This is a genomic window from Kitasatospora sp. NPDC048298, assembly GCF_043201465.1.
GTDB lineage: Bacteria > Actinomycetota > Actinomycetes > Streptomycetales > Streptomycetaceae > Kitasatospora.
The window spans coordinates 1-23,997 of record NZ_JBICYZ010000062.1; the positions used below are offsets into that span (position 1 = coordinate 1).

Consider the following 23,997-nt stretch of genomic DNA (forward strand, 5'->3'; position numbering starts at 1 on the left):
TGCAGGGGGGACCCTGTGGGAGAGTAGGACGCCGCCGAACAATTCTTCTGAAAAGCCCCTGATCCATTCGGATCAGGGGCTTTTCGCATTTCCGGTGACGTATCGTCGGTGCATGGACGATCAGACAGCGGTCATGGCGAACGATGTGCTCCGGCCCGAGCAGCGCGACGGTGCTCTGCGTGTTCTGGCGGAGGCCCAGGCGGTGGACGGTCGGGCAGCAGTGTCCGAGCAGGGCCGGCTCCGGCTGCGGAACGCGGAGACTCCGCGCCCGGGCGTCATCCACCTCGTCGAGACCGAGACCTCGACCCAGGCCGAGGCCGAGGCCGGCACCGGGACCGAGGAGAAGAACCCAGCCGTCCTCGGCTACGGCCAGCTCGAAGTGCCGGAGAACCCCGCCGCGAACCCCGCCGCCGAGCTGGTGGTCGACCCGGCCGCCCGCGGTCGTGGCCTGGCCCGCCCGCTGGTGGACACCGTTCTGGCGCAGGCCCACCGGGCGGGGCACGACGCGGTGGACTTCTGGGTGCACGGCGGCCACCCGGCGGCCCGGCACCTTGCCGAGGCGTACGGCGCCGAGCTGGTCCGCGAGCTGCGGCAGATGCGCCGCACCGGCCGGCAGACCGAGGAGGTGGCCGTCCCCGGGGGCATCGAGCTCCGCACGTTCCGTCCCGGGGAGGACGACGCCGAGTGGCTGCGGCTGAACGCCCTGGCCTTCGCCCACCACCCGGAGCAGGGCTCCTGGACCGAGCAGGACCTGGCCGAGCGGATCGCCGAGCCCTGGTTCGACCCGGCCGGCTTCTTCCTCGCCACCCGTGACGGCAAGGTGGTCGGCTTCCACTGGACGAAGGTGCACCCGGCGAGCGCCACCGAGCCCGAGCTCGGCGAGGTGTACGTGGTCGGGGTGGACCCGGCCGAGCAGGGCAGCGGCCTCGGCCGGGCGCTGACCGCGGCGGGCCTGCGCCACCTGACCGGCACCGGTCCGGGCGAGCGCGGGCTGGACACCGTTCTCCTCTACGTCGACGCTGACAATCCGGCCGCCGTGCGGGTATACGAACGATTGGGGTTCGCCGTTCACGAGGTGGACCTCATGTACCGAGCCCGGTACCGGGCGAACCGGCCGTCCTGAGCGCTGGGGACGGCCCCCCGAGCGGTCGCGGGCGAGGGACGGGACGGCGACGCCTCTTGCCCCGACCGACTCAGCTTTCCTCCTGGCCATGCGGTGTTTACCGTGGATTCAATTGCTGCCGCGAAGATCACAGGATGAAGTCCGTAGTGTCTCGCTCGTGCAGAGTCGACCGCCACGCGCCGGCCGGTCCTGTACGGACCGCACCCGGAGGGTGGGTGCTGTCCCCGGGTCCGGCCCGGGGCGAGGGCGACGGCCCGCAGAGCCATTCGCGTCCGGACGCCGTCCTGCTGCTGGAGGAGCTGGAGCTCATGAGCATCCCCCGCCCCGTCTCTGCCCCGCTGTCGCCTACGGCCCGGATGTCCGGTGCGCTGGGTGTTCCGCCGGAGCTGCCGGCCACGGACGAAGAGGAGTTCGAAGCGTTGCCGCAGGGCCGCTTCCTGGACCGCGAGCGCAGTTGGCTCGCGTTCAACGAGCGGGTCCTGGAGCTGGCCGAGGATCCGGGTATCCCGCTGCTGGAGCGGGCGAAGTTCCTGGCGATCTTCGCCAGCAACCTGGACGAGTTCTTCATGGTCCGGGTGGCCGGCCTCAAGCGCCGGATCGCCACCGGCGTCGCCCAGCGCAGCGCGTCAGGCCTCCAGCCGCGCGAGGTGCTGGACCTGATCTGGACCCGCTCGCGCGAGCTGATGGCCCGCCACGCCGCCGCCTTCCAGCAGGAGGTGCTGCCGGACCTCGCCACCGAGGGCATCGAGGTGGTCCGCTGGTCCGAGCTGGCCGAGAAGGAGCAGGCCCGGCTGCACACGCTGTTCCGCCAGAAGATCTTCCCGGTCCTGACCCCGCTGGCCGTCGACCCGGCGCACCCCTTCCCGTACATATCGGGGCTCTCGCTCAACCTGGCCGTCGTGGTGCGCAACCCGGTCTCCGGGCACAAGCACTTCGCGCGCGTCAAGGTGCCGCAGTCGCTGGCCCGCTTCCTGGAGGCCTCGCCCCAGCGGTACGTCCCGCTCGAGGACGTCATGGGCGCCCACCTGGAGGAGCTCTTCCCGGGGATGGAGGTGCTGGCCCACCACGCCTTCCGCGTCACCCGCAACGAGGACCTGGAGGTGGAGGAGGACGACACCGAGAACATCCTCAAGGCCCTGGAGAAGGAGCTGATGCGGCGGCGCTTCGGCCCGCCGGTCCGGCTGGAGGTCGAGGAGTCGATCGACCCGTACATCCTGGACCTGCTGGTGCGGGAGCTGAACATCACCGAGGCGGAGGTCTTCCCGCTGCCCGGGCCGCTGGACCTGACCGGGCTGTTCGGGATCGCCGACCTGGACCGCCCCGAGCTCAAGTACCCGAAGTTCGTGGCCGGCACGGCCCGCGGGCTGACCGACGTCGAGTCGGCCTCCCAGCCGGACATCTTCGCCGCGATGCGTGAGCGCGACGTCCTGCTGCACCACCCGTACGACAGCTTCTCCACCTCGGTGCAGGCCTTCCTGGAGCAGGCCGCCGCCGACCCGGACGTGCTGGCGATCAAGCAGACCCTGTACCGCACCTCCGGCGACTCGCCGATCGTCGACGCGCTGATCGACGCGGCCGAGTCCGGCAAGCAGGTGCTGGTGCTGGTCGAGATCAAGGCGCGCTTCGACGAGCAGGCCAACATCAAGTGGGCCCGCAAGCTGGAGGAGGCCGGCTGTCACGTGGTGTACGGCCTGGTCGGGCTGAAGACCCACTGCAAGCTCTCGCTGGTGGTCCGGCAGGAGGGCGACACCCTGCGCCGCTACTCGCACGTCGGCACCGGCAACTACCACCCGAAGACGGCCCGGCTGTACGAGGACCTCGGCCTGCTCACCTCCGACCCGCAGGTCGGTGCGGACCTCTCGGACCTGTTCAACCGGCTCTCCGGCTACTCGCGCCGCGAGTCCTACCGCCGCCTGCTGACCGCCCCGCGCGGTCTGCGCGACGGGCTGGTCTCGCGGATCCACAACGAGATCGCGCACCACAAGGACGGCCGCCCGGCCTACGTGAAGCTCAAGGTCAACTCGATCGTCGACGAGGCCGTGATCGACGCGCTGTACCGGGCCTCCCAGGCCGGGGTGCCGGTGGACGTCTGGGTGCGCGGGATCTGCGCGATCCGCCCGGGCGTGCCGGGGCTGAGCGAGAACATCCGGGTCCGCAGCATCCTGGGCCGCTTCCTGGAGCACTCCCGGATCTTCGTGTTCGGCAACAACGGCGATCCGGAGGTCTGGATCGGCAGCGCCGACATGATGCACCGCAACCTGGACCGCCGGATCGAGGCGCTGCTGCGGATCACCGATCCGGCGCACCGCGCCGAGCTGTCCGGGCTGATCGACCTCGGGGTGTCGGACGAGACCGAGTCCTGGCACCTGGGGCCGGACGGCGCGTGGGCCCGCCGATCCCAGGACGCCGAGGACCGGCCGCTGCGACACGTCCAGGACCTGCTGATCGACTCACGCCAGCGCCGCCGGGCCGCCACCTCGCGCTGACGCGTCCACTGATGCGAAGCCGCCGGGGCAGTGGCCCACGAGAGGGCACAGTCGCCCCGGCGGTCGGCCACCAGCTCCGGGACCACCCCGGGGGAACGGGGATCTACCACGCCATGACCGAAGCGCCGATGACGGCCCAGGCGGCCTCCACAGCGACCGCCGGGGACATCCTTTCCCGCCACCTCACCGCCCAGGCCGGCGCCTTCCTGCGCGCGCTGCCGCTGGCGGTGGGCGAGGTCGGTGCCAGACCCGGGGCGGCCTCGATCGTCCCGTCGGCCGGCACCTCGGACCTGCTGCGGGCCGTCCGGCGGGTCGGCGGGCTGCTGCACACCTTCGGTTCGCTCTTCGAGCAGACCTGGGCGCAGGAGTCGCGCACCGAGCTGCGCTGGCTGCTCAACCTGCTCGCGCTGGAGCCCGGTTACGTCCGCCGCTCGGCCCGGCTGCTGGGCGCGCTGGACTCGCTGAGCGCCACCGATCCGGGCGGGACGGGCATGCTGGCCGGCCACGCCGGCGCCCCCAAGGCGCGGGCGCTGCTGGACCGGCAGCTGACCCTGGCCCGGACCAGGGCGCACTCCACGGTGCTCCAGGAGCTCCGCTCCGCCCGGCTGCACGCGCTGGCGGACCGGATGACCCTGCTGGTCGGCGAGGCGCCGCTGCTGGAGTCGGCGGGCGGCCGGGCCCCGGCGGTGCTGCTGCCGCAGGCCGCCGCCGCGTTCGCCGCGCTGTCCGCGGGAGCCCAGCAGCTGCCGCTGCAGCGGGCCGCGACGCCGTACGGCGGGGACGGGCTGCGCCGGCTGGGCACGGTGCCGGCGTCCCGCGGGGCGACGGACGCGGACACCGCGCTGGCGGCCGACGACGCGCCCTGGTCCCGGCTGCGGATCCTGGTGAAGCGGGCCCGGTACGCGCTGGAGGTGTGCGGCCGCTCGTCCTCCGAGCTGGACGAGCTGGACCTGGTGCTGGCCCGGCAGCAGGAGGCGGCGGACGCCGCCGTCACCGCCGCCACCGCGGCGCGCACCCCGCGGATCACCCCGGCGACCGCGTACGTGCTGGGCGTGGTGCACGCCGACCAGCGGCTGGAGGTGGAGTCGGCGCGGTACGCCGTCGGCCGCCGCTGGCCCGACCTGCCGCCCGGCCCGGACGGCTGGCTGGAGCTCGTGCCGGCCGACGCCTGGGGGCACCCGGGCGTGCCCGGGACGGTCTGAGGTGGGCGAGCGCCCGGGCACCGGACGGGCGGCGGCCCGGGCCGGGAGCGGGGCGGAGCACGCCCCGGTGGTGCTGGCGGCGGGTGCGGTGCTGTGGCTGCCGGGGCGGCCGAAGAAGAGCGGCCGGCTGGGGCGGCCGCGGATCGCGGTGATCCACCGGCCCAAGTACGACGACTGGAGCCTGCCGAAGGGCAAGCTCGAACCCGGCGAGGGCGTGGTCGAGGCGGCGCTGCGCGAGGTCCGGGAGGAGACCGGGTTCGGCTGCCTGCTGGGCCCGGAGCTGCCCACCCGGCACTACCGGGTGCAGGGCCGTCCGAAGGAGGTCCGCTACTGGGCGGCGGTGCCGTCGAGCGGGTCGTTCCGGCCCAACCGGGAGGTGGACCGGCTGGAGTGGCTGCCGGCCGGGAAGGCCCGTGCCCGGCTCACCCACGACCACGACCGGGTGCTGGTCGACGCCCTGCTGGCGGTCCTGGGGGCGGAGCCGGTGCGGGCGGAGGGGCCGCAACGGTGAAGGAACGGTGGAAGTGATCTCCCCGCGCCCTTGCCGTGACGCAACCGTTACTACCTGGCGTAGTTTCCTGTCATCCCTTCGAGGTTCACTCTCCGTTCACTTGTGACCGGCTGTCGTGTCACTTACCCGGCCTAACTTCGGGACCACCGGAGGGCCGAACGGGCCCCGGACCACAGCAGAACCCGCGCTGGGCCGTACGCGTACGGCCTGCGCAGAGGGCAATGCCACAGAAAGGGACACCCCTGTGAAGCTCCAGCGGAACGGCCGCTCCAAGGCCCTCGCGATCGGTGCCATGGCGCTCGTCAGCTCGCTGTCGCTCGCTGCCTGCGGGTCGGACGACAACAACAACACGACCGCCTCCGGCGGCTCCAGCGGCTCCGCCGCGGCCGCCGGCGCGATCAACTGTGGCAAGCCCGGTTCGCTGATCTCCGCCGGTTCGACCGCCCAGGGCGCCGCGATGGACGTCTGGAAGACCAGCTTCGCCGCCGCCTGCTCCGGGACCACGATCAACTACCAGGGTGGCGGCTCCGGTGCCGGCATCCAGCAGTTCAACCAGGGCAAGATCCAGTTCGCCGGCTCCGACTCGGCCCTCAAGCCGGCCGAGGTCGACGCCTCCAAGGCGGTCTGCACCGGCGGCCAGGGCATCGACCTGCCGATGGTCGGCGGTCTGATCTCGCTGGTCTACAACGTCGACGGCGTCGACAAGCTGGTCCTGGACGGCCCGACCGCCGCCAAGATCTTCGACTCGCAGATCACCAAGTGGAACGACCCGGCGATCGCCGCCCTGAACCCGGGCGCCAAGCTGCCGGACGCGGACATCCAGACCTTCCACCGCTCGGACGACGCCGGCACCACCGAGAACCTGACCAAGTACTTCGCCGCCGCCGGCGGCGGCGCCTGGTCCTACCCGGCCGGCAAGGCCTGGGCGGGCAAGGGCGGCCAGTCGGCCAACGGCAGCGCCGGCGTCTCGGCCCAGGTCAAGCAGGTCAAGAACTCGATCAGCTACGTCGAGCTGGCCTACGCCCAGACCAACAGCCTGAAGAGCGCCGCGATCAACACCGGCGCCTCCAAGCCGGTCGAGGCCACCGCCGAGAACGCAGCCTCCACCATCGGCAAGGCCCAGGCCGCCGGCACCGGCAGCGACCTCGCGCTGAAGCTCGACTACGCGACCAAGGAAGAGGGTTCCTACCCGCTGGTCCTGATCACGTACGAGATCGTCTGCGACAAGGGCAACAAGGCCGACACCCTCGACACCCTGAAGTCCTTCCTGACCTACACGGCCAGCGACGCGGGCCAGAAGGCCATCGGCGAGAAGGGCTACGTCCCGCTGCCGAAGGCCGTGACCGACAAGGTCAACGGCGTCATCACCACCCTGGCCTGACCCGACAGGACCCCCGGTGGGGCGGCCCCGTGAGCGAGGGGGGCCGGGGCCGCCCCCACCGGAACGCACCACACCCAGCACCACGTCCGGGGCACCGCCGCCATGGTGCCGTCCCCCTTCCGGGGCGGCGCCACCAGACCGGAGTAGACCAATGACTTCATCCTCCCCTGCCGCCCCGCGAGGCAGGGAACGCCGACCGCGCGACAGCCGGGTCGGCGACAAGATCTTCATGAACCTCGCCCGGGGCTCGGGCATCCTGCTGCTGGTCATCATGGCCGCGATCGCCGCGTTCCTGACCTGGCGGTCGGCGCTGGCCCTGAGCACCAACGAGGGCAACTTCCTCACCACCTTCGAGTGGACGCCGGACGCCCCGAAGCCCGTCTTCGGCATCGCCGTCCTGGCCTTCGGCACCATCGTCAGCGCCGTCATCGCGATGGCCATCGCCGTCCCGGTCGCCATCGGGATCGCGCTGTTCATCTCGCACTACGCGCCGCGCCGGATCGCCCAGCCGTTCGCCTACCTGGTCGACCTGCTCGCCGCCGTCCCCAGCGTCGTCTACGGCCTGTGGGGCGCGCTCTTCCTGGTGCCGCACCTGGACGGCCTGACCAGCTGGCTCAACGAGTACCTGGGCTGGACGTACATCTTCGACCAGACCCGGACCGGCACCCCGCGCAACCTGTTCACCGTCGGCATCCTGCTGGCGATCATGATCCTGCCGATCATCACCGCGGTTTCCCGCGAGGTGTTCCGCCAGGTGCCGCGGATGCACGAGGAGGCGGCGCTCGCGCTCGGCGCGACCCGCTGGGAGATGATCCGCACCTCGGTGCTGCCGTTCGGCCGCCCCGGCATCATCTCGGCCTCGATGCTCGGCCTCGGCCGCGCGCTCGGCGAGACCATCGCGGTCGCGATCGTGCTCTCCGCCAGCAACGTCCTGTCGCTGCACATCCTGGACGCCGGGGGCGGAACCTTCGCCCAGAACATCGCGCTGAAGTTCAACGAGGCCGGCACCAACGGCCGCGACGCGCTGATGGCCTCCGGCCTCGTCCTGTTCGTCATCACCCTGCTGGTGAACGGCGCCGCGCGAATGATCATCGCCCGCCGCAAGGAGTACTCGGGGGCCAACGCATGACCGCCACCGTCGTCGTCGAGGACGCCCGGCCCGTCGCCCGTCCGCTGACCACCAACCGACTGCCCAAGTGGGCCCCGGCCGCCATCGCGGCCGGCTCGATCGCCCTCGGCTGCGGGATCGGCGCGGTCGCCGGACTGGCCAGCCACATCCAGTGGGGCCTGATCTCGGCCCTGCTCTTCGTCCTGGTCACCTACGGCCTCGCGGCCCGGGTCGAGGGCCGCCGGCAGGCCAAGGACCGGGTCGCCACCTCGGTGGTCTGGGTCGCCTTCATCCTGGCGGTCATCCCGCTGGTCGCCCTGACGGTCTACACCGTCCAGCAGGGCATCGAGGTGGTCAACGGGAACTTCCTGAGCCACTCGATGAAGGGCGTGATCCAGTCCGGTCCCGGCGGTGGCATCTACCACGCGCTGATCGGCACCCTGGAGCAGGTCGGCCTGGCCACCGCGATGGCCGCCCCGATCGGTCTGCTGACCGCCGTCTACCTGGTCGAGTACGGCCGCGGCAAGCTCGCCAAGGCGGTCACCTTCTTCGTCGACGTCATGACGGGCATCCCGTCGATCGTCGCGGGTCTGTTCGTCCTCTCGCTCTGGAACCTCGCCCTGGGCTTCGGCTACTCCGGTTTCTCGGGCAGCCTCGCGCTGGCGATCCTGATGATCCCGGTCGTGGTCCGGTCCACCGAGGAGATGCTGAAGCTCGTCCCGAACGAGCTGCGCGAGGCCTCCTACGCGCTCGGCGTGCCGAAGTGGAAGACCATCCTGCGGATCGTCCTCCCCACCGCGATCGGCGGCATCACCACCGGTGTGATGCTCGCGGTCGCCCGCATCACGGGCGAGACCGCCCCGGTGATGATGCTGGTGTTCGGCGCCGACTACATCAACAGCAACCCGTTCGACGGGCCGCAGCAGTCCCTGCCGATGTACATCTGGACGCAGTACTCGCAGGTCAACAACGACTTCGGCTACGCCCGTGCCTGGGGTGCGGCGCTGGTGCTGATCGCCTTCGTGATGGGGCTCAACCTCATCGCCCGGGGCATCGCACGCTGGCGCTCGCCCAAGGGCGGGCACTGAGCGACCGACTGACGTACGAGACAGACGAGAGAAGCAACGATCATGGCCAAGCGCATCGACGTCAGCGGACTGTCGGCCTACTACGGCTCCACCAAGGCCATCGAGGACATCTCGATGAGCATCGAACCCCGCTCGGTGACCGCCTTCATCGGCCCCTCCGGCTGCGGCAAGTCCACCTTCCTGCGGACCCTCAACCGGATGCACGAGGTGATCCCCGGCGCCCGGGTCGAGGGCAAGGTCCTCCTGGACGACGAGAACCTGTACGCCTCCAACGTCGACCCGGTCGCCGTGCGCCGCTCGATCGGCATGGTCTTCCAGCGCCCGAACCCGTTCCCGACCATGTCGATCTACGACAACGTGGTCGCGGGCCTGCGGCTCGCCGGCGTGAAGAAGAAGTCCGTGCTGGACGAGGTGGTGGAGCACTCGCTGAAGGGCGCCAACCTCTGGAAGGAGGTCCACAACCGGCTGAACAAGCCGGGGGCCGGCCTCTCCGGCGGTCAGCAGCAGCGCCTGTGCATCGCCCGCGCCATCGCGGTCGAGCCCCAGGTCCTGCTGATGGACGAGCCCTGCTCCGCGCTCGACCCGATCTCCACCCTCGCCATCGAGGACCTGATCGGCGAGCTGAAGGAGCAGTTCACCATCGTCATCGTGACCCACAACATGCAGCAGGCGGCCCGCGTCAGCGACCGCACCGCCTTCTTCAACCTGGCCGGCGTCGGCCAGCCGGGCAAGCTGATCGAGCTGGACGACACCCAGCGGATCTTCTCCAACCCGCAGGTCCAGGCGACCGAGGACTACATCTCCGGCCGCTTCGGCTAGACCGGACCCCGTCGCGCCCCCGGCACGGGGAGCGCGACGGACCCGAGCTGTCCCGTGGTGCTGCATGGCGGTGCCGCCGCGGGACATGGAAAAGGGCCCGCCCCCGAGATGTGGGGGCGGGCCCTGTCCGTTCACGCGTCCTGCCGGGGCGTCAGCCCCAGAACAGGTGGACGAACCAGTACACCAGCGCTGCGACGATGGCGGCCGCCGGCATCGTGATGAACCAGCCGAGCACGATGTTCTTCGCGACGCCCCAGCGCACCGCGCGGATCCGCTTGGTGGCCCCCGCGCCCATGATCGCCGCGGTGATCACGTGGGTGGTGGAGATCGGCGCCTTGAAGACGAACGACGTGATGTACATGACCGTCGCGGAGGTGGCCTCGGCCGCGAAGCCCTGCGGCGGGTCCAGCTCGATGATCTTGCGGCCGAGCGTGCGCATGATCCGCCAGCCACCCGCGTAGGTGCCCAGCGACAGCATGGTCGCGCAGGAGATCTTCACCCAGACCGGGATCCCGTTGCCGGACTGGTGGCCGGAGATGGTCAGGGCCAGGACCACGATGCCCATGGTCTTCTGGGCGTCCTGGAGGCCGTGCGCCAGGGCCATCGCGGCGGCCGAGGCGGTCTGGGCGACCCGGAAGTTGCGCTTCGCCCGGTGCGGGTTGGCCCGGCGGAAGATCCACAGGATCGCCAGCATCACCAGGAAGCCGCCGACCAGGCCGACCACCGGCGAGACGATCATCGGGATGATGATCTTGTCGAGGACGCCGCCCCAGATCACGTCGACGCCGCCGGCCAGCGCCGCGCCCACCATGCCGCCGAACAGCGCGTGCGAGGAGGAGGACGGGAGGCCGAAGTACCAGGTGACCAGGTTCCAGGCGATCGCCCCGACCAGGGCCGCGAACAGGATCACCATCCCCTGGTCGCCGGTGGGGGTCTCGATGATCCCCTTGGAGACGGTGTGCGCCACGCCGCTGCCGAGGAACGCGCCGGCCAGGTTCATCACCGCGGCCATCGCCAGCGCCGCCCGCGGGGTGAGCGCCCGGGTGGAGACCGAGGTGGCGATCGCGTTCGCCGAGTCGTGGAAGCCGTTGGTGTACGTGAAGAAGAACGCAACGCCGACGACGGCGATGAGTGCTGCCATGTCCACGGGGGTCAGGACTCCTTGACGGCGATGGTCTCCACCGTGTTGGCGACGTGCTCGAACGCGTCCGCCGCCTCCTCAAGGACGTCCACGATCTGCTTGAGCTTGAGGACCTCGATGGCGTCGTACTGACCGGAGAACAGGTGGGCGAGCAGCTTGCGGTGGATCTGGTCGGCCTGGTTCTCCAGCCGGTTGACCTCGATCCAGTACTCGGTCAGGTTGGACATGCTGCGCAGGTTCGGCATCGCCTCGGCGGTGAGTTCCGCGGCGCGCGCCAGCACCTCGATCTGCTGCTCGATGCCCTTCGGCAGGGTCTGGATGTCGTAGAGGACGACCAGGTCGACGGCCTCCTCCATGAAGTCCATGATGTCGTCCAGCGACGAGGCGAGGCTGTAGATGTCCTCGCGGTCGAAGGGCGTGATGAAGGACGAGTTCAGCTGGTGGAAGACGGCATGGGTGGTGTCGTCCCCGGCGTGTTCGGCGGCGCGCATGCGCTCGACGATCTCCGCACGGGCCGACACGTCTGATCCCAGCAGCTCCAAGAGGAGCTTCGATCCGACGACGAGGTTCTCCGCCGCGGCGGCGAACATGTCGTAGAAGCTCGTCTCCTTCGGGGTCAGGCTAAAACGCACGGAAATCTCCGATGTGCGGGGTAGGGACTGAACGATGCTAGGTGCAACCAAGCGCAATCACGCAAGCGGGGTGTCGGGGCAGGAGCCGGAACCTCCCCTTCCGTTCGACGGTCGCACCGGCTGTCCGGGCCGCACCACCACACGTGGACTCGAACCCTCAGTCTGACGGAACCTCGACCGGATTGTCCCCGTCGTGCGCACGGAAGACCGGGTCGCCGCCCAGACGGGCGAACCGGCGGGCACCCCCTCCCGAGCCCCGTGGCACATGCCGGGTCGGCCGTCGGAACACCACGGAAGGCCCCGGTGTTGGACACTGGTGGCCGACGCAGCCACCAGGCACTGAGACGAAGGCGGGGCCGATGACCACGACGCAAGCGCGCACCGAGCCGGAGCAGGCGCAGGGGACCGACCCGCACGCCGACCACGCTCCGACGGGGCACCACGGCCCGCACGGCTACAGCGCGCAGAAGGACGCCCACCTCAAGCGGCTGCGCCGGATCGAGGGCCAGATCCGCGGCCTGCAGCGCATGGTCGACGAGGACGTCTACTGCATCGACGTGCTCACCCAGGTCTCGGCCAGCACCAAGGCGCTGCAGTCCTTCGCGCTCTCCCTGCTGGAGGAGCACCTGCGGCACTGTGTCGCCGCGGCCGCCGAGGAGGGCGGCACCGAGCTCGACGCCAAGGTCGCGGAGGCCACCGCCGCGATCAGCCGCCTGCTGCGCAGCTGAGCGTGGCCCCGGGGGCGCGTCGCCCCCGGGCGCCCGCTAGCCGTCGGCCTCCCGGTCGGCCTGCCCGGGCTCGGCCCGGTCCAGCAGCACCTCGTCGATCCGCTCGGTCGGCAGCCGGTCGCCGGAACTGGCCGTCGCGGCGATCATCAGCTCGCCGGCCAGATCGATCTCGTCGAGGGCCGCGTCGTCGTGGCCGCCGCTGCGGCCACCCGTGGACGACACCACCTGCACCACCCCTTCAGTGCCTCGCCAGCCCGGGCGGCAGCCACCCGGAGTCCAGCCTAGGCACTTCGGGGCCCGTCCACATGGCACGGACGGGCCATCTCGGCGCCGCCGAAACGGGTGGCCGTCGCTCCCCGGACGGCCACCCGCCCCGGTGGCACCCCGTCTCGCCCCGGCGCCGGAGCGCTGCCCCGGCGACCCGGGGCGTGTCCGACCCGCCCTACTTCGGGCTCTCCGTGGGCTTCATCTGGTAGATGTCCGAGGCCGAGGGCTCGGCCGCCTCCACCGGCTTGCCGAAGTCCGTCAGCGAGGTCGTCGACGTCACCTTCACCTGGTCCTTGGCCTCCTTCGACCCGGCCACCCCGGCGAAGGTGAACACCTCGACCACCTTGCGCAGCCGGCCCTGGTCGTCCAGCCAGGCGTCGTACGGGACCTCCTTGACGGTGAAGGTCTGCCCGCCCATCCGCAGGCCGTCACCGCCGCGGCCGCCGGTCGCGTCGGCCGCCTTCGCCAGGTCCAGAGTGCCCCGGTAGTGGTGCAGCGCGACCCCGTCGACGGTCTCGGTGCCCACCGCCTCCGCCTTCTGGGCCCCGCGCAGCGCCCCCGCCGCCGAGGCCGGGTCGGTGGCGCCGCTGCTGACCAGGTTGCCGTCCGGCAGCTGGCGCACGTCCAGCTTGACCCACTTGCCCTCGGGGACCTTGGCGCCGCTGTTCTGGAGGTAGACGGTGCCCGGCAGGACCACCTCGACGATCTTCCCGGTGGTCGCCGCGCCCGGCGGCACCTGGACCTCCAGCCGGCCGATCCGCTTGACGTAGTCGTAGCCGCCGGTGCCGCTGAACGAGGCCTTCTTCTCGGCGGACTCGGTGACCAGCTCCGTCGCGGTGTGCGCGGAACCGGTGCGACCGGTGATGTCGGCGGCGTTGCGCACCGCCGTCAGCGCGTCCGCGGCGAGCTGGTCGGGGGCGCCCGACTGCTGGTCGGAGGAGCCGTCGACGGAGCCGCCGGAGCAGCCGGCGGCCCCCGCCGCCAGTGCGGCGGCGAGCAGGGCGGCCCCGGCCGCCGCGCGCAGGTGCGGACCCGGACGGCGTGCCGACCGTCCGGTGCGCTGCTGGTCGGTCATCTTCATCCTCGCGACAACCCCCTCAGGCCCGACTGCCCCGCCGGCCACCACCGGGTGGGCAGAGCTCTTTCCGGGCAAACGAGTTGGGAGGCAAAGGGTTACGGCGGCCGGTGTGACGGGAGCTTCGCGCCGGGGCCCGTGGCGCGTTACGGTGAGCGACGTGCACAGTGAGCTGCCGGTCGCCCCCGGCGCCGCCCGGATGCCCGAACACCGCCTCGCGATCAGCGAGCGCGGCTCCTTCGCCTTCGCGACCTGCAGCTGTGGCTGGTACGCCCCGGCCCGCCGCTCCCGCGACCTGGCCCGCCGCGAGGGAGCCGACCACCTCGCCGAGAACGGTGCCGGGAACGATGCGGCGAACGGTGCCGAGCCGGACTGATCCGGAGCCGGACTGATCCGGAGTCGGACTGATCCGGGGCCGGACCCCTGGCACCCCCGCGGGGCCGCGGGAGGGGCGGCCGCGAGGTCAGGCCGCGAGGTCGGACTCCGGCGGCTGCTCCCCGGTCCGCACCGCCCCGCGACCGCGCCGACGCCCGCGCGCGGCGACCCCGCCGCGGGCCGCTCCGCCGCGCTCGGGCGCCCGGATCAGCGGGGCGACCGCCGTCCGGCTCAGTGCGTGGCAGAACGGCACCAGCACCGCCATCGCGATCGGCGCCAGCAGCAGCACCACGGCGACCGCGAGCGCGAAACCGCCGATCACGTCGGTCGGGTAGTGGACGCCCATGAACATCCGGCAGAAGCCCTGGAGGAGCGCCAGCCCGCCGGCGATCCAGCCGAGCCTGCGGTTCACCAGGAACAGCGCCACCGCCACGCCCATGGTCATGGTCGAGTGGTCGCTGACGAAGGAGTGGGTGCCGGCCTTGCCGTCCACCAGCACCAGCAGCCCCGGATGGTCGACGAAGGGGCGCGGGCGGTTCACGATCGCGGCGATCGGGAGGTTGGCCAGCTCGGCGACGGCCACCGAGAGCGGCACCCAGAGCAGCCCGGCCATCGCCACCGGCGCGTCCGGACGACGCCTGGCCTGGAGCCAGGCCACCAGACCGAGCATCGCCAGGCCGATCAGGATGCCGTACTCGCCGATCCACGAGACCAGGTGGTCCAGCCACTGCGGGGAGCGCTTGGCCAGGCCGTTGACGGCGTAGAGCAGGTCGAGGTCGGGGTTGGTCGTGTCGGCAAGCGGCGTCGACACGCCGCACCTCCTTCTGGTCCGCTGCACCTGGTCGTCGTGGCCGGGGCCCGCCCGGTGCGGGGTGCTGACGAGGGGCCACCGGAGGAAACGTCATTTCCGGGGCACAGCGTTCCACGGAAACGCGCGGTTATCGAAACTTGACTCAGCGTCCACAGTGCGCACACAGGTCCCGGCCGTCCCCGCCGCACCGGGCCTATCGTCCCGACCCGGCGGGGCTCGGCCCGGCCGGCGCGGGCGGCGCCGCGACCGCCGACCGTGCGGGGGCCGCCGGGGCCGCGGCGGCGCCGCCCTGCGCGCCGCCCTGGTTCCTCGCCGGGGCGGTGGGCTCCGTTCCGCCCGGCCGGCTCGGGGCGTTGACCGCGCCGTCGTCGTTGCGGGTCGGCAGCGCCTGGGCGCCGTCCGAGGTGACCCGGGTCGCGCCGATGTACTCCCTGGTGTCGATCTTGTCGTAGCGGATCACCGCACCGGTGTGCGGCGCGTTGATCATGTACCCGCCGCCGACGTAGATCCCGACGTGGTGGATGCTCCGCGGATCGCTCAGGTCCGTCGCCCAGAACACCAGGTCGCCCGGCCGCAGCTGATCGCGCGACGGGTGCGGCCCGGCGTACCACTGGTCGTTGGCCACCCGGGGCAGGGTGATGCCCACACTGGCGAACGCGGCCTGGGTCAGGCCCGAGCAGTCGAACCGCCCGTTCTGCGAGGGCAGGCCCTCACCGCCCCACAGGTACGGGGTGCCGAGCTTGGTCTGCGCGAAGTAGATCGCGGCCGACGACTGCGGGGACACCTCCAGCGGAGCGGTCGGCGAGGCCGGCGCGGCGAAGCTGCGGGCCATCGCCTGGATGTTCCGCACGTAGCCCTGGGTCTCCTTGTACGGCGGGACCCCGTTGTACTTGATGACCGCGCCCTCGCCGGCGTTGTAGGCGGCCAGCACGTTGGCCTGCGGGTCGCCGGGAACCTTCGCGACCTCCTTGGCGATCGCGCAGTCGTAGGTCGCCGCCGAGGCGATCGCGTCCAGCGGATCCCAGACGTCCGCCTTGCCGTCCCCGTTGCCGTCGGTGGCGTAACTGGGCCAGGTGCCAGGCATGAACTGGGCCATTCCCTGCGCCCCGACCCCGGACCGCGCCCTGGGGTCGAAACCGCTCTCCTGGTACAACTGCGCCGCGAGCATCGGCGGGGAGATCTCCGGGCAGAGCGAGCCCCACCGCTGGATCGGATCCTGGTAGGCCGCGGGGACCGTTCCGGGGGACAAGGCGGAACGATTCGCCGACTGTTGCGGCGTCCCACTTGCCGCAAAAGTCCCCATCGTCACCAGCCCGATGAACCCGAAACCAACAACTCCCGCAGCGGCGGCGGCCGTACCGGCCTTCCGGAGTACCATCAGCACCATCCCGACGAATCGTCAGTCGAAGTGTCCCGGAAGGCGTTGCTCACCGCAATCATCAGAGATACGAACAGTGAGCGCTATCCTTCGTACGGTGTACATCCTCGCGTACGTGCCCGATGCCTCACGACCAATTCGCGAGAAGTAGCCAAGTCGACATCAGATCTGGCCAAGAATAGGTACCGACCCTTCGCGCGGGCCGGGTCCGGGCCCTTGAATTTGCCTGATCGGGCGGTGAGATGGAAATGAACCTGAGCAGCGTGCACACCAATGCGGTCGGCCACCTGGCCGAGGACCCCCCCAAGAAGCCGAACATCGACACCATCATCGGCGGAATCGCGCCGGACTGGGGGCCGTTCGCGAGCCTCGGGTCGGAGGCGCGGGTGATGGTCGAGGTCATCATGGCCGTCGCCATCCTCATCTGCCTCGGCCTCGCGGTCTGGGGTGCGGCCAAGCAGCGGATCGGAGCGACCGCGATGCGCGACAGCTTCGGCGCCGAACAGGGCAAGGGGCTGATCGTCGCCGGCCTGACCGGCGTGTTCATCATCGGATCACTCGGCACTCTGTTCACCATTGTCTACGGCATGGCGATCTGACGATCGGACAGCAGTAGTCCGACCTGCCTGAGGCCGGGGCCCCGTCCGGACCCCCTCCGACGGCCGGCCCGCCAGGAGTCCACCCCCGTCCCCGCCCTCCGCCCGCGCCCGCCCCCGGGCGGAGGCCCCCCGGAGCCGCCCCGGCTCCCCGCACTTGGAGGGCCGCCGTGCCGTTGTCCGACGACCAGCCGCGCACCCGCACGCGCCTGCCGGTCGGCGAACAGTCCTCCGCCCAGCCGAACCCCCGTCAGGCCCGACCGCTGCGCGCCCTGCTGGCCGTCCTGGTCGTCGTCACCCTGCTCGTGGTGGCCGTCGCCATCGCCAACCGCGTTACATCCGGCACCGGAGGCGGCGGCCCCTCCGCCGACCGCGCCGACGCCGGTGCCGGCCCCGCCCCCAGCGGCGACCAGCCCGTCGGCACCACCGTCAACGGCATCCCGACCGGCTACCCGCACACCGAGCCCGGCGCCCAGTCGGCCGCCACCAACTACGCGGTGGCGATCGGCTCCGCGGACATGTTCCGCACCGACAGCCGGCACGGCATCGTCGCCACCATCGCCGACCCGGGCGCACTGGCGGGGCTCCAGAGTCGACTGGACCAGGGCTTCGGCGGCGACACCGTCACCCGCTACGGCCTCGACTCCCAGGGCCGCGCACCCAAGGGCCTCACCTTCGTCAGCCGCACCGTCCCGGTCGGCGCCAAGTCGACGGGCTACAACGAGGGCGACGCCAAGGTCGAGGTGTGGTGCACCGGCCTCACCGGCCTCGCCGGCGAGCGCTCTGTCCAGCCGGTGACCACCAACTGGTTCACCCTCACGCTCTCGCTGCACTGGACGGGCAGCGACTGGAAGCTCACCGACTTCACCAGCAGGCAGGGCCCCGCGCCGGTGCCCGCAGACCAGCAGGCCGCCACCGCCGATGAGATCACCGGCGCCGTCCAGCAGTTCGGGGGGTTCCGCTTTGCGCGCTGACCAGACCTCACACACTTCCGGCGCACGGCGCCGCGTGGGCACCCTTGCCGGTGTGCTGGCCACCGTGCAGGTGGCGGCGCTGTCGACGGCCCAGCGGGTGTTCGCAGAGCCGTCGCCGACAGCCACTCCCACTTGTCAAAAGGTCGATCTCCCGATCCCTGGCAGTGACGCGGGCTGTGCTCCCGGGGGAGCGGTCGTCATCCCCGGGAGCGGCACCGTCGGGACTGTGACCGATCCGCTCGGGTCGTTGGCCAAGAGCTGTGCGCAGGCCGCGGCGTGGGTGGTGCGGAAGTTGTCGGGGGCGATCGACGGGACGACGCAGGTGGACTTCACCAATGCGTCGTTCCTGCAGCAGTACGCCGTGGTGTTCGCCGTGTCGACGGTGATCACGTTGGTGCTGTGGCTGCTGGCGGTGACGAAGCGGGCGGTGCGGGGGGCGCCGCTGACGACGGCGTTCTCGGAGGCGATCGGTTTCCTGTGGTTGACGGTGGTGGCGTCCGCGTTCACGCCGTTGATCCTGTTCACCGTGGTGAGTGTGACGGACGGTTTGACCAAGGCGATCGCGGTCGGGACGAAGACGGACACCGGGTCGTACCTGGGGGGGTTCGCCGACACGCTGGAGAAGGGCGACGTGGGTGGTGGTCCGCTGATCCTGGTGATCGTGTCGCTGGTCGCGGTGCTGGCGGCGGCGGTGCTCTGGATCGAGCTGCTGATCCGGGCGGCGATGCTGTACGTCGGCGCGCTGTTGGGTACGGCGGTGTACGCGGGGCTGGTGGACCGGCAGTTGTGGAAGCACGTACGGCGCTGGGCGGGGGTGATGCTGGCGGTGGACCTGGCGAAGCCGATCATCGTGGTCATCCTGGGGCTGGCGGGCGCGGTGGCGACCGGGTCCGGGGCCGACGACGACTTCGCCCGGGTGTTGTCGGGGCTGGCGATCCTGTTCCTGTCGATCTTCGCGAGTGCCTCGGTCTACCGCTTCGTGCCGGGCTTCGGCGACGAGATGCTGAACATGCGCGGGGCCCGGGCCAACGCCGTGCAGGCCGGTTCGGCGATGATCAACGGCACCGCGAACCTGATGAAGCAGGGCATCACGACTCACGGCGACCGTGGTCCGCAGGCGGCGGGTACGGGTGGCGGCGGGGGTGCGGGCGGCGGTTCGGTCGCGCCGGGCATCGCCGCCCACGCCGGCCGGACGCCGACGCCACCGCCGCAGGGCGGGCCGCCGCAGGCTTCGGTTCCGATCCGCGACAGCAATCCAGCGAAGGGAGGGTGACGGGTAAGTGAGCAGCGAACCGCTGGGCCAGTACGGTGCCCAGTACGCCCAGCCGTACGTGCACCAGCGCCGCACCTACCTGATCGGCAAGGCCCGCCCGAACGCGCCGATCGGCCGGAACCGGGAGTCCGGCGAGATCATGCTGATCATCCTCGGGGCCTTCCTCGGCATGCTCTGGGGCCTGTTGATGCCGATCCTGCCGCTGCGGATCGGCGGGTTGGTCGGCCTGCCGGCGCTCGCCATCGCGGCGGTGTACGTGCCGTACCGCAAGCGGACGTTCTACAAGTGGGTGGAGATCAACCGCACCTACCGCCGGACGGTCCGCAGCGGGCGGGCGGTGTGGCGCTCGGACGTGATGGACGCCGGTACCCGGCTGGACGGCCGGGAGGTGGAGGTCGGCCCGCCGCCGGGGGTGGGGCGGCTGCGCTGGCTGACGGCGCCGTTCGGGCCGGACGAGGTCGGGGTGCTGATGCACCTGGAGCGTCGGACGGTGACGGCCGCGATCGAGATCGAGGGACCGGGCGTCGGCCTGCGTGACTCGGAGGACCAGGAGGCCCTGGTCGACCGGTTCGGGACGCTGTTGAAGCACGTCGCCAACGGGGACGGCTTCGTGACGCGGCTGCAGATCCTGGCCCGGACCCTGCCGGCCGATCCGGACGCGCACGCCAAGGACGTCGAGCGGCGCGGCGACCCGTCGTCGGCGCGCTGGCTGCAGGACTCGTACGACCAGCTGCAGTCGATGGTGTCGACCTCCTCGGAGCAGCACCGGGCGTACCTGGTGGCCTGCATGCACTACACCCGGGACCTGGCCGCCGAGGCGCACGCGATGGGCCGGACGGCCACCGGGCGGCGGGCGCGGGACGACGAGGGACTGGCGGCCGTGATGGCGCGCGAGCTGACCGACATCTGCGCCCGGCTGGCCGAGGCGGACATCCGGGTGCGTCAGCCGCTGGGTCAGGCCCGGCTCTCCTCGCTGCTGCACTCGATGTACGACCCGGACCACCCGATCGACCACATCCAGGCGATGTCCCGGCGCAACGCCTGGCCGGCCGAGCTGGACGCGACCCAGCCGCAGTACCTGCAGGCGAAGACCCGCGAGTCGGCGACCCGGGAGCCGTGGTGCCACGCCACCGCGTGGATCAAGGAGTGGCCGCTCACCCCGGTGGGCGTCAACTTCCTGGCGCCGCTGCTGGTGCACACCCCGGACGTGATCCGGACGGTCGCGGTGACGATGGACCTGGAGCCCACGGACGTCGCGATCGAGCGGATGCTGACCGAGAAGACCAACGACGAGGCCGAGGCCAGCCGTGCGGCCAAGATGAACCGCACGGTCGACCCGCGCGACCTGGCCCACACCGGCCGGGTGGACCAGCGCGGTGACGACCTGGCCTCCGGCGCGGCCGGGGTGAACCTGGTCGGCTACATCACGGTCTCCTCGCGCAACCCCGACGCGCTGGCCCGCGACAAGCGGACCATCCGGGCCTCGGCCGGCAAGAGCTACCTCAAGCTGGAGTGGTGCGACCGCGAGCACCACCGGGCCTTCGTCAACACGCTTCCGTTCGCCACCGGCATCCGCCGCTGAGCACGGCCGCACGCCCCCCGTACACCCGTATCCCCGTCCACCGCTGACCCGTCAGGAGGCCGCCCATGGCGCTCGGCAACCTCACCGATGCGTTCACCAGCCTGATGTTCGGCAAGGTGGAGACCACCCGCCTGCCGGTGCGCACCTCCACCGGCCAGGCGCAGGCCGTCTACCTGCCTACGGCAGCTCCGGGCCTGGGCGACTCCGGTGTGATCATCGGTCGCGAGGTGTACAGCGGCAAGGGGTACGTCTACGACCCGTTCCAGCTGTACGGGCAGCAGCTGCCCGCCCCGCACTGGCTGGTGCTCGGTGAGTCCGGCAACGGCAAGTCGGCGCTGGAGAAGACGTACGTGCTGCGGCAGCTGAGGTTCCGCGACCGCCAGGTCGTGGTGCTGGACGCGCAGGGCGAGGACGGCGTGGGCGAGTGGAACCTGATCGCCGACGCGCTGGGCATAAAGTCGATCCGGCTGGACCCGATGGCGGCCAGGGACGGCGGGGTGAAGCTCAACCCGCTGGACCCGGCGATCACCCAGACCGGCCAGCTGTCGCTGCTGCGCACCATCGTCGAGGTGGCGATGGGGCGCGGGCTGGAGGAGCGGGCGGGCTTCGCGCTGAAGGCCGCGCACGCCCACGTGGCGGCCTCGGTGAAGGGTCGTCAGCCGGTGCTGGACGACATCATCGACACGCTGCGCAACCCCGACCTGTCCTCGGTGGAGTCGCTGGGCGTGGCGGTGGACGAGGTGCAGTCCTGGGGCCTGGACGTGGCGCTGGTGCTGGACCGGTTGGTCGACGGCGACCTGCGCGGCATGTTCGACGGGTCGACCACCGAGGGCATCGACCTGGACGCGCCGCTGATCGTCTTCGACCTCTCGCACATCGACCGCAACTCGATCGCGATGCCGATCCTGATGGCGATCGTCGGGGTGTGGCTGGAGCACACCTGGATCAGGCCGGACCGGAAGAAGCGCATCTTCCTGGTCGAGGAGGCCTGGCACATCATCAACAGTCCCTTCGTGGCCCAGTTGTTCCAGCGGCTGCTGAAGTTCGGCCGCCGGCTCGGGCTGTCCTTCGTCGCGGTGGTCCACCACCTGTCCGACGTGGTGGACGGCGCGGCGGCCAAGGAGGCCTCGGCGATCCTGAAGATGGCCTCGACCCGGACGATCTACATGCAGAAGGCCGAGGAGGCGCGGGCGACCGGCCGGGTGCTGGGCCTGCCGCGCTGGGCGGTGGAGATCATCCCGACCCTGTCGCCGGGCATCGCGGTCTGGGACGTCAACGGCAACGTCCAGGTGGTGAAGCACATCGTCACCGAGGCCGAGCGTCCGCTGGTCTACACGGACCGCGCGATGACGGAGGACGCGGTGGCCGAACGGGACCGTGCGGAGCGGCAGTTGGCGGCCGAGCCGGGGGTCTGAGGGCTCCTCGGGAGGGCCCGCGCGACGGCCGTCTCCGCGGGCTCGGCGCCCCTCGGACGGCGATGGTTCGTCAGTAGGTAATCCTCTCGTTACGTTCGACGTCCTGACAGCTACGCGCGTTGACCATAGGCTTCGCAGTCGCAACACATGCCCGAACGCCGATGCTGTCCACAGCCGGTGCTCCTTCCAAGGTGCAGGGGAACCCTTCATGCTCACCGTCAGATCCCGACGGACGGCGCTCGCCGTCGTCGCCGCCGCAGGTCTGTTCGGCACGGTGGTCGTGCCGACGGCCGCCCAGGCCGCCGACGCCAACGCCAAGCGCCACAAGACCGTCAACCTCCAGCTGCTGGCGATCAACGACTTCCACGGCAACCTGGAGCCCCCGGCCGGCTCGTCCGGCACGATCAAGGAGATCGACCCGGCCACCGGCAAGGAGGTCTCCACCCCGGCCGGCGGCATCGAGTACCTGGCCACCGAGCTGCGCAAGGCGCGCATCCCGGCCGACGACTCGATCACCGTCGCCGCCGGCGACATCATCGGCGCCAGCCCGCTGACCTCGGCGCTCTTCCACGACGAGCCGACCATCGAGGCGATGGACAAGCTCGGCCTGGACGTCACCTCCGTGGGCAACCACGAGTTCGACGAGGGCGCGCAGGAGCTGCGGCGCATGCAGGACGGCGGCTGCCACCCGACCGACGGCTGCTACGAGCCCGGCCGCACCTTCAAGGGCGCCAACTTCAACTTCCTGTCGGCCAACGTCACCGACGAGAAGTCCGGCAAGCCGCTGCTGGCCCCGTACTGGATCACCAAGTCCCAGGGCGTGAAGGTCGGCTTCATCGGTGTCACCCTGGAGGGCACGCCGAACATCGTGACCGCCGAGGGCGTCAAGGGCCTGAAGTTCGCCAACGAGGTCACCACGATCAACAAGTACGCCGCCGAGCTCAAGGCCAAGGGCGTCAACTCGATCGTCGCGCTGATCCACGAGGGCGGTTACCCGGCCAGCGGCACCTACAACTACGACTGCGGCGCGGCCGGCCAGGGCATCTCGGGCCCGATCGTCGACATCGCGAAGAAGATCGACCCGGCGGTCGGCGCCATCGTCACCGGCCACACCCACAACGCGTACGCCTGCAGCATCCCCGACCCCGACGGCGTCCCGCGCTCGGTGACCAGCGCCGCCTCCTTCGGCCGGCTGTTCACCGAGATCGACATGAAGCTGGACAAGACCACCGGCGAGATCGTGCGTCCCTCGGTCAAGGCCGAGAACCACGTGGTGCGCCGCACGGTCGAGAAGGCGCCCGACATGACGGCGCTGGTCGACCACTACTCCAAGCTGGCCGCCCCGATCGCCAACCGTCCGATCGGCTACATCGCCTCGGACATCAACGGCCGCGGCAACGGCGACCCGGAGAAGCCGCTCGGTGACGTGATCGCCGACGCGCAGCTCGCCGGGCTGGCCCCGGCCGACAAGGGCGGCGCGCAGGTCGCCTTCATGAACCCCGGCGGCATCCGCTCCGACCTGGTCTACAAGGCCTCGGGCGGCGAGGGCGACGGCGTGGTGACCTACGGCGAGGCGTTCACCGTCCAGCCGTTCACCAACATGATGCAGGTCAAGACGCTGACCGGCGCCCAGCTGATCCAGCTGCTCCAGCAGCAGGTGAGCGGCTCCAACACCGCCGCGCCGAAGATCCTCCAGGTGTCCTCGAACCTGCACTACACCCTGGACATGCGCAAGACCGGTGCGGACCGCGTGGTCCTGGACTCGGTCCGGCTGAACGGCGCCCCGGTCGACCCGGCCGCCACGTACCGCGTCGCGGCCAACGAGTTCCTGGCCGGCGGCGGCGACGGCTTCCCGGCCTTCGCGGCCGGCGCCGACAAGCTGGTCGGCGCCTCGGACCTGGACGTCTTCACCGCCTACCTGGGTGCCCACAGCTCGGCGGCCGCGCCGCTCCAGGCCCCGGCGCAGGACCGGATCAAGATCATCGGCCCGGGCAGCACCATCGACTGACCGTGAGCCGGCCATGGGGCGGGT

The 23,997-nt window shown here is 71.2% G+C and carries 22 protein-coding genes; 16 read left to right on the top strand and 6 right to left on the bottom strand.

Going from position 1 to position 23,997, the window contains the following annotated elements:
* The first annotated feature begins 112 nt into the window (after nucleotides 1–112).
* The 8 genes from mshD to pstB all read left to right on the top strand — a co-directional run bounded on the left by mshD (nucleotide 113) and on the right by pstB (nucleotide 9,718).
* Nucleotides 113–1,123, top strand: a complete 1,011-nt coding sequence (mshD, locus tag ACGF0D_RS33510; protein WP_392922694.1) for a mycothiol synthase — start codon at nucleotides 113–115, stop codon at nucleotides 1,121–1,123.
* A gap of 308 nt (nucleotides 1,124–1,431) precedes the next feature.
* Complete coding sequence (locus ACGF0D_RS33515; RefSeq protein ID WP_392922750.1) at nucleotides 1,432–3,609, top strand: RNA degradosome polyphosphate kinase; 2,178 nt, start codon at nucleotides 1,432–1,434, stop codon at nucleotides 3,607–3,609.
* Nucleotides 3,610–3,722: 113 nt separating this feature from the next.
* Complete coding sequence (locus ACGF0D_RS33520) at nucleotides 3,723–4,811, top strand: CHAD domain-containing protein (protein ID WP_392922696.1); 1,089 nt, start codon at nucleotides 3,723–3,725, stop codon at nucleotides 4,809–4,811.
* 67 nt (nucleotides 4,812–4,878) lie between these two features.
* The gene (locus tag ACGF0D_RS33525) at nucleotides 4,879–5,322 is read left to right on the top strand and encodes an NUDIX hydrolase (protein WP_392922753.1); all 444 of its coding nucleotides are present in this window, start codon (nucleotides 4,879–4,881) and stop codon (nucleotides 5,320–5,322) included.
* 244 nt (nucleotides 5,323–5,566) lie between these two features.
* Nucleotides 5,567–6,703 carry a phosphate ABC transporter substrate-binding protein PstS gene (gene pstS / locus ACGF0D_RS33530; protein ID WP_392922698.1) on the top strand — a complete coding sequence of 379 codons (1,137 nt, stop codon included), beginning with the start codon at nucleotides 5,567–5,569 and terminating at the stop codon, nucleotides 6,701–6,703.
* 151 nt (nucleotides 6,704–6,854) lie between these two features.
* Nucleotides 6,855–7,832 (top strand): phosphate ABC transporter permease subunit PstC, encoded by a 978-nt coding sequence (gene pstC, locus ACGF0D_RS33535; protein ID WP_392922699.1) that lies wholly within the window; start codon nucleotides 6,855–6,857, stop codon nucleotides 7,830–7,832.
* Entirely contained in the window at nucleotides 7,829–8,899 is a 1,071-nt protein-coding gene (gene pstA / locus ACGF0D_RS33540) for a phosphate ABC transporter permease PstA (RefSeq protein WP_392922701.1), read from the top strand. Before pstC ends, pstA begins: the two co-directional genes overlap by 4 nt.
* A gap of 42 nt (nucleotides 8,900–8,941) precedes the next feature.
* The gene (gene pstB, locus ACGF0D_RS33545) at nucleotides 8,942–9,718 is read left to right on the top strand and encodes a phosphate ABC transporter ATP-binding protein PstB (protein WP_392922703.1); all 777 of its coding nucleotides are present in this window, start codon (nucleotides 8,942–8,944) and stop codon (nucleotides 9,716–9,718) included.
* A gap of 151 nt (nucleotides 9,719–9,869) precedes the next feature.
* Here the strand turns inward: pstB and ACGF0D_RS33550 are convergent, their stop codons facing one another.
* Both ACGF0D_RS33550 and ACGF0D_RS33555 read right to left on the bottom strand, forming a co-directional pair.
* Complete coding sequence (locus ACGF0D_RS33550; RefSeq protein ID WP_392882662.1) at nucleotides 9,870–10,865, bottom strand: anion permease; 996 nt, start codon at nucleotides 10,863–10,865, stop codon at nucleotides 9,870–9,872.
* Nucleotides 10,866–10,870: 5 nt separating this feature from the next.
* Entirely contained in the window at nucleotides 10,871–11,491 is a 621-nt protein-coding gene (locus ACGF0D_RS33555; RefSeq protein ID WP_031064133.1) for a DUF47 domain-containing protein, read from the bottom strand.
* A gap of 359 nt (nucleotides 11,492–11,850) precedes the next feature.
* Between ACGF0D_RS33555 and ACGF0D_RS33560 the strand changes: the two genes are divergently transcribed.
* Entirely contained in the window at nucleotides 11,851–12,219 is a 369-nt protein-coding gene (locus tag ACGF0D_RS33560; protein WP_392882659.1) for a metal-sensitive transcriptional regulator, read from the top strand.
* A 36-nt stretch (nucleotides 12,220–12,255) separates the two neighbouring features.
* On the opposite strand, the gene ACGF0D_RS33565 is transcribed toward ACGF0D_RS33560, so the two are convergent.
* Both ACGF0D_RS33565 and ACGF0D_RS33570 read right to left on the bottom strand, forming a co-directional pair.
* On the bottom strand, nucleotides 12,256–12,444 hold the full coding sequence (locus ACGF0D_RS33565) for a hypothetical protein (protein ID WP_363394422.1): 189 nt from the start codon (nucleotides 12,442–12,444) through the stop codon (nucleotides 12,256–12,258).
* A 217-nt stretch (nucleotides 12,445–12,661) separates the two neighbouring features.
* Nucleotides 12,662–13,561 carry a hypothetical protein gene (locus ACGF0D_RS33570; protein WP_392922705.1) on the bottom strand — a complete coding sequence of 300 codons (900 nt, stop codon included), beginning with the start codon at nucleotides 13,559–13,561 and terminating at the stop codon, nucleotides 12,662–12,664.
* Nucleotides 13,562–13,721: 160 nt separating this feature from the next.
* Between ACGF0D_RS33570 and ACGF0D_RS33575 the strand changes: the two genes are divergently transcribed.
* The gene (locus ACGF0D_RS33575) at nucleotides 13,722–13,937 is read left to right on the top strand and encodes a hypothetical protein (protein WP_392882654.1); all 216 of its coding nucleotides are present in this window, start codon (nucleotides 13,722–13,724) and stop codon (nucleotides 13,935–13,937) included.
* A gap of 87 nt (nucleotides 13,938–14,024) precedes the next feature.
* Here ACGF0D_RS33575 and ACGF0D_RS33580 read toward each other — a convergent pair whose 3' ends face one another.
* Nucleotides 14,025–14,747: a phosphatase PAP2 family protein gene (locus ACGF0D_RS33580; protein ID WP_392882652.1), complete on the bottom strand. Its 723-nt coding sequence runs from the start codon at nucleotides 14,745–14,747 to the stop codon at nucleotides 14,025–14,027.
* Nucleotides 14,748–14,940: 193 nt separating this feature from the next.
* On the bottom strand, nucleotides 14,941–16,125 hold the full coding sequence (locus tag ACGF0D_RS33585) for an NlpC/P60 family protein (protein ID WP_392922707.1): 1,185 nt from the start codon (nucleotides 16,123–16,125) through the stop codon (nucleotides 14,941–14,943).
* A 248-nt stretch (nucleotides 16,126–16,373) separates the two neighbouring features.
* Here ACGF0D_RS33585 and ACGF0D_RS33590 point away from each other — a divergent pair, with 248 nt between their 5' ends.
* From ACGF0D_RS33590 to ACGF0D_RS33615, 6 genes are all read left to right on the top strand, one after another.
* Nucleotides 16,374–16,724 carry a hypothetical protein gene (locus ACGF0D_RS33590; RefSeq protein WP_224284734.1) on the top strand — a complete coding sequence of 117 codons (351 nt, stop codon included), beginning with the start codon at nucleotides 16,374–16,376 and terminating at the stop codon, nucleotides 16,722–16,724.
* 167 nt (nucleotides 16,725–16,891) lie between these two features.
* On the top strand, nucleotides 16,892–17,695 hold the full coding sequence (locus tag ACGF0D_RS33595; protein WP_392882647.1) for a hypothetical protein: 804 nt from the start codon (nucleotides 16,892–16,894) through the stop codon (nucleotides 17,693–17,695).
* A gap of 226 nt (nucleotides 17,696–17,921) precedes the next feature.
* On the top strand, nucleotides 17,922–18,968 hold the full coding sequence (locus ACGF0D_RS33600) for a hypothetical protein (RefSeq protein WP_392882645.1): 1,047 nt from the start codon (nucleotides 17,922–17,924) through the stop codon (nucleotides 18,966–18,968).
* A 7-nt stretch (nucleotides 18,969–18,975) separates the two neighbouring features.
* Nucleotides 18,976–20,550: an SCO6880 family protein gene (locus ACGF0D_RS33605; RefSeq protein ID WP_392882642.1), complete on the top strand. Its 1,575-nt coding sequence runs from the start codon at nucleotides 18,976–18,978 to the stop codon at nucleotides 20,548–20,550.
* Nucleotides 20,551–20,615: 65 nt separating this feature from the next.
* Nucleotides 20,616–21,965 carry an ATP-binding protein gene (locus tag ACGF0D_RS33610; protein ID WP_392922712.1) on the top strand — a complete coding sequence of 450 codons (1,350 nt, stop codon included), beginning with the start codon at nucleotides 20,616–20,618 and terminating at the stop codon, nucleotides 21,963–21,965.
* 208 nt (nucleotides 21,966–22,173) lie between these two features.
* Nucleotides 22,174–23,973, top strand: coding sequence for a bifunctional metallophosphatase/5'-nucleotidase (locus ACGF0D_RS33615; protein ID WP_392922714.1), 1,800 nt, complete (start codon nucleotides 22,174–22,176; stop codon nucleotides 23,971–23,973).
* The last annotated feature ends 24 nt before the right edge of the window (nucleotides 23,974–23,997 follow it).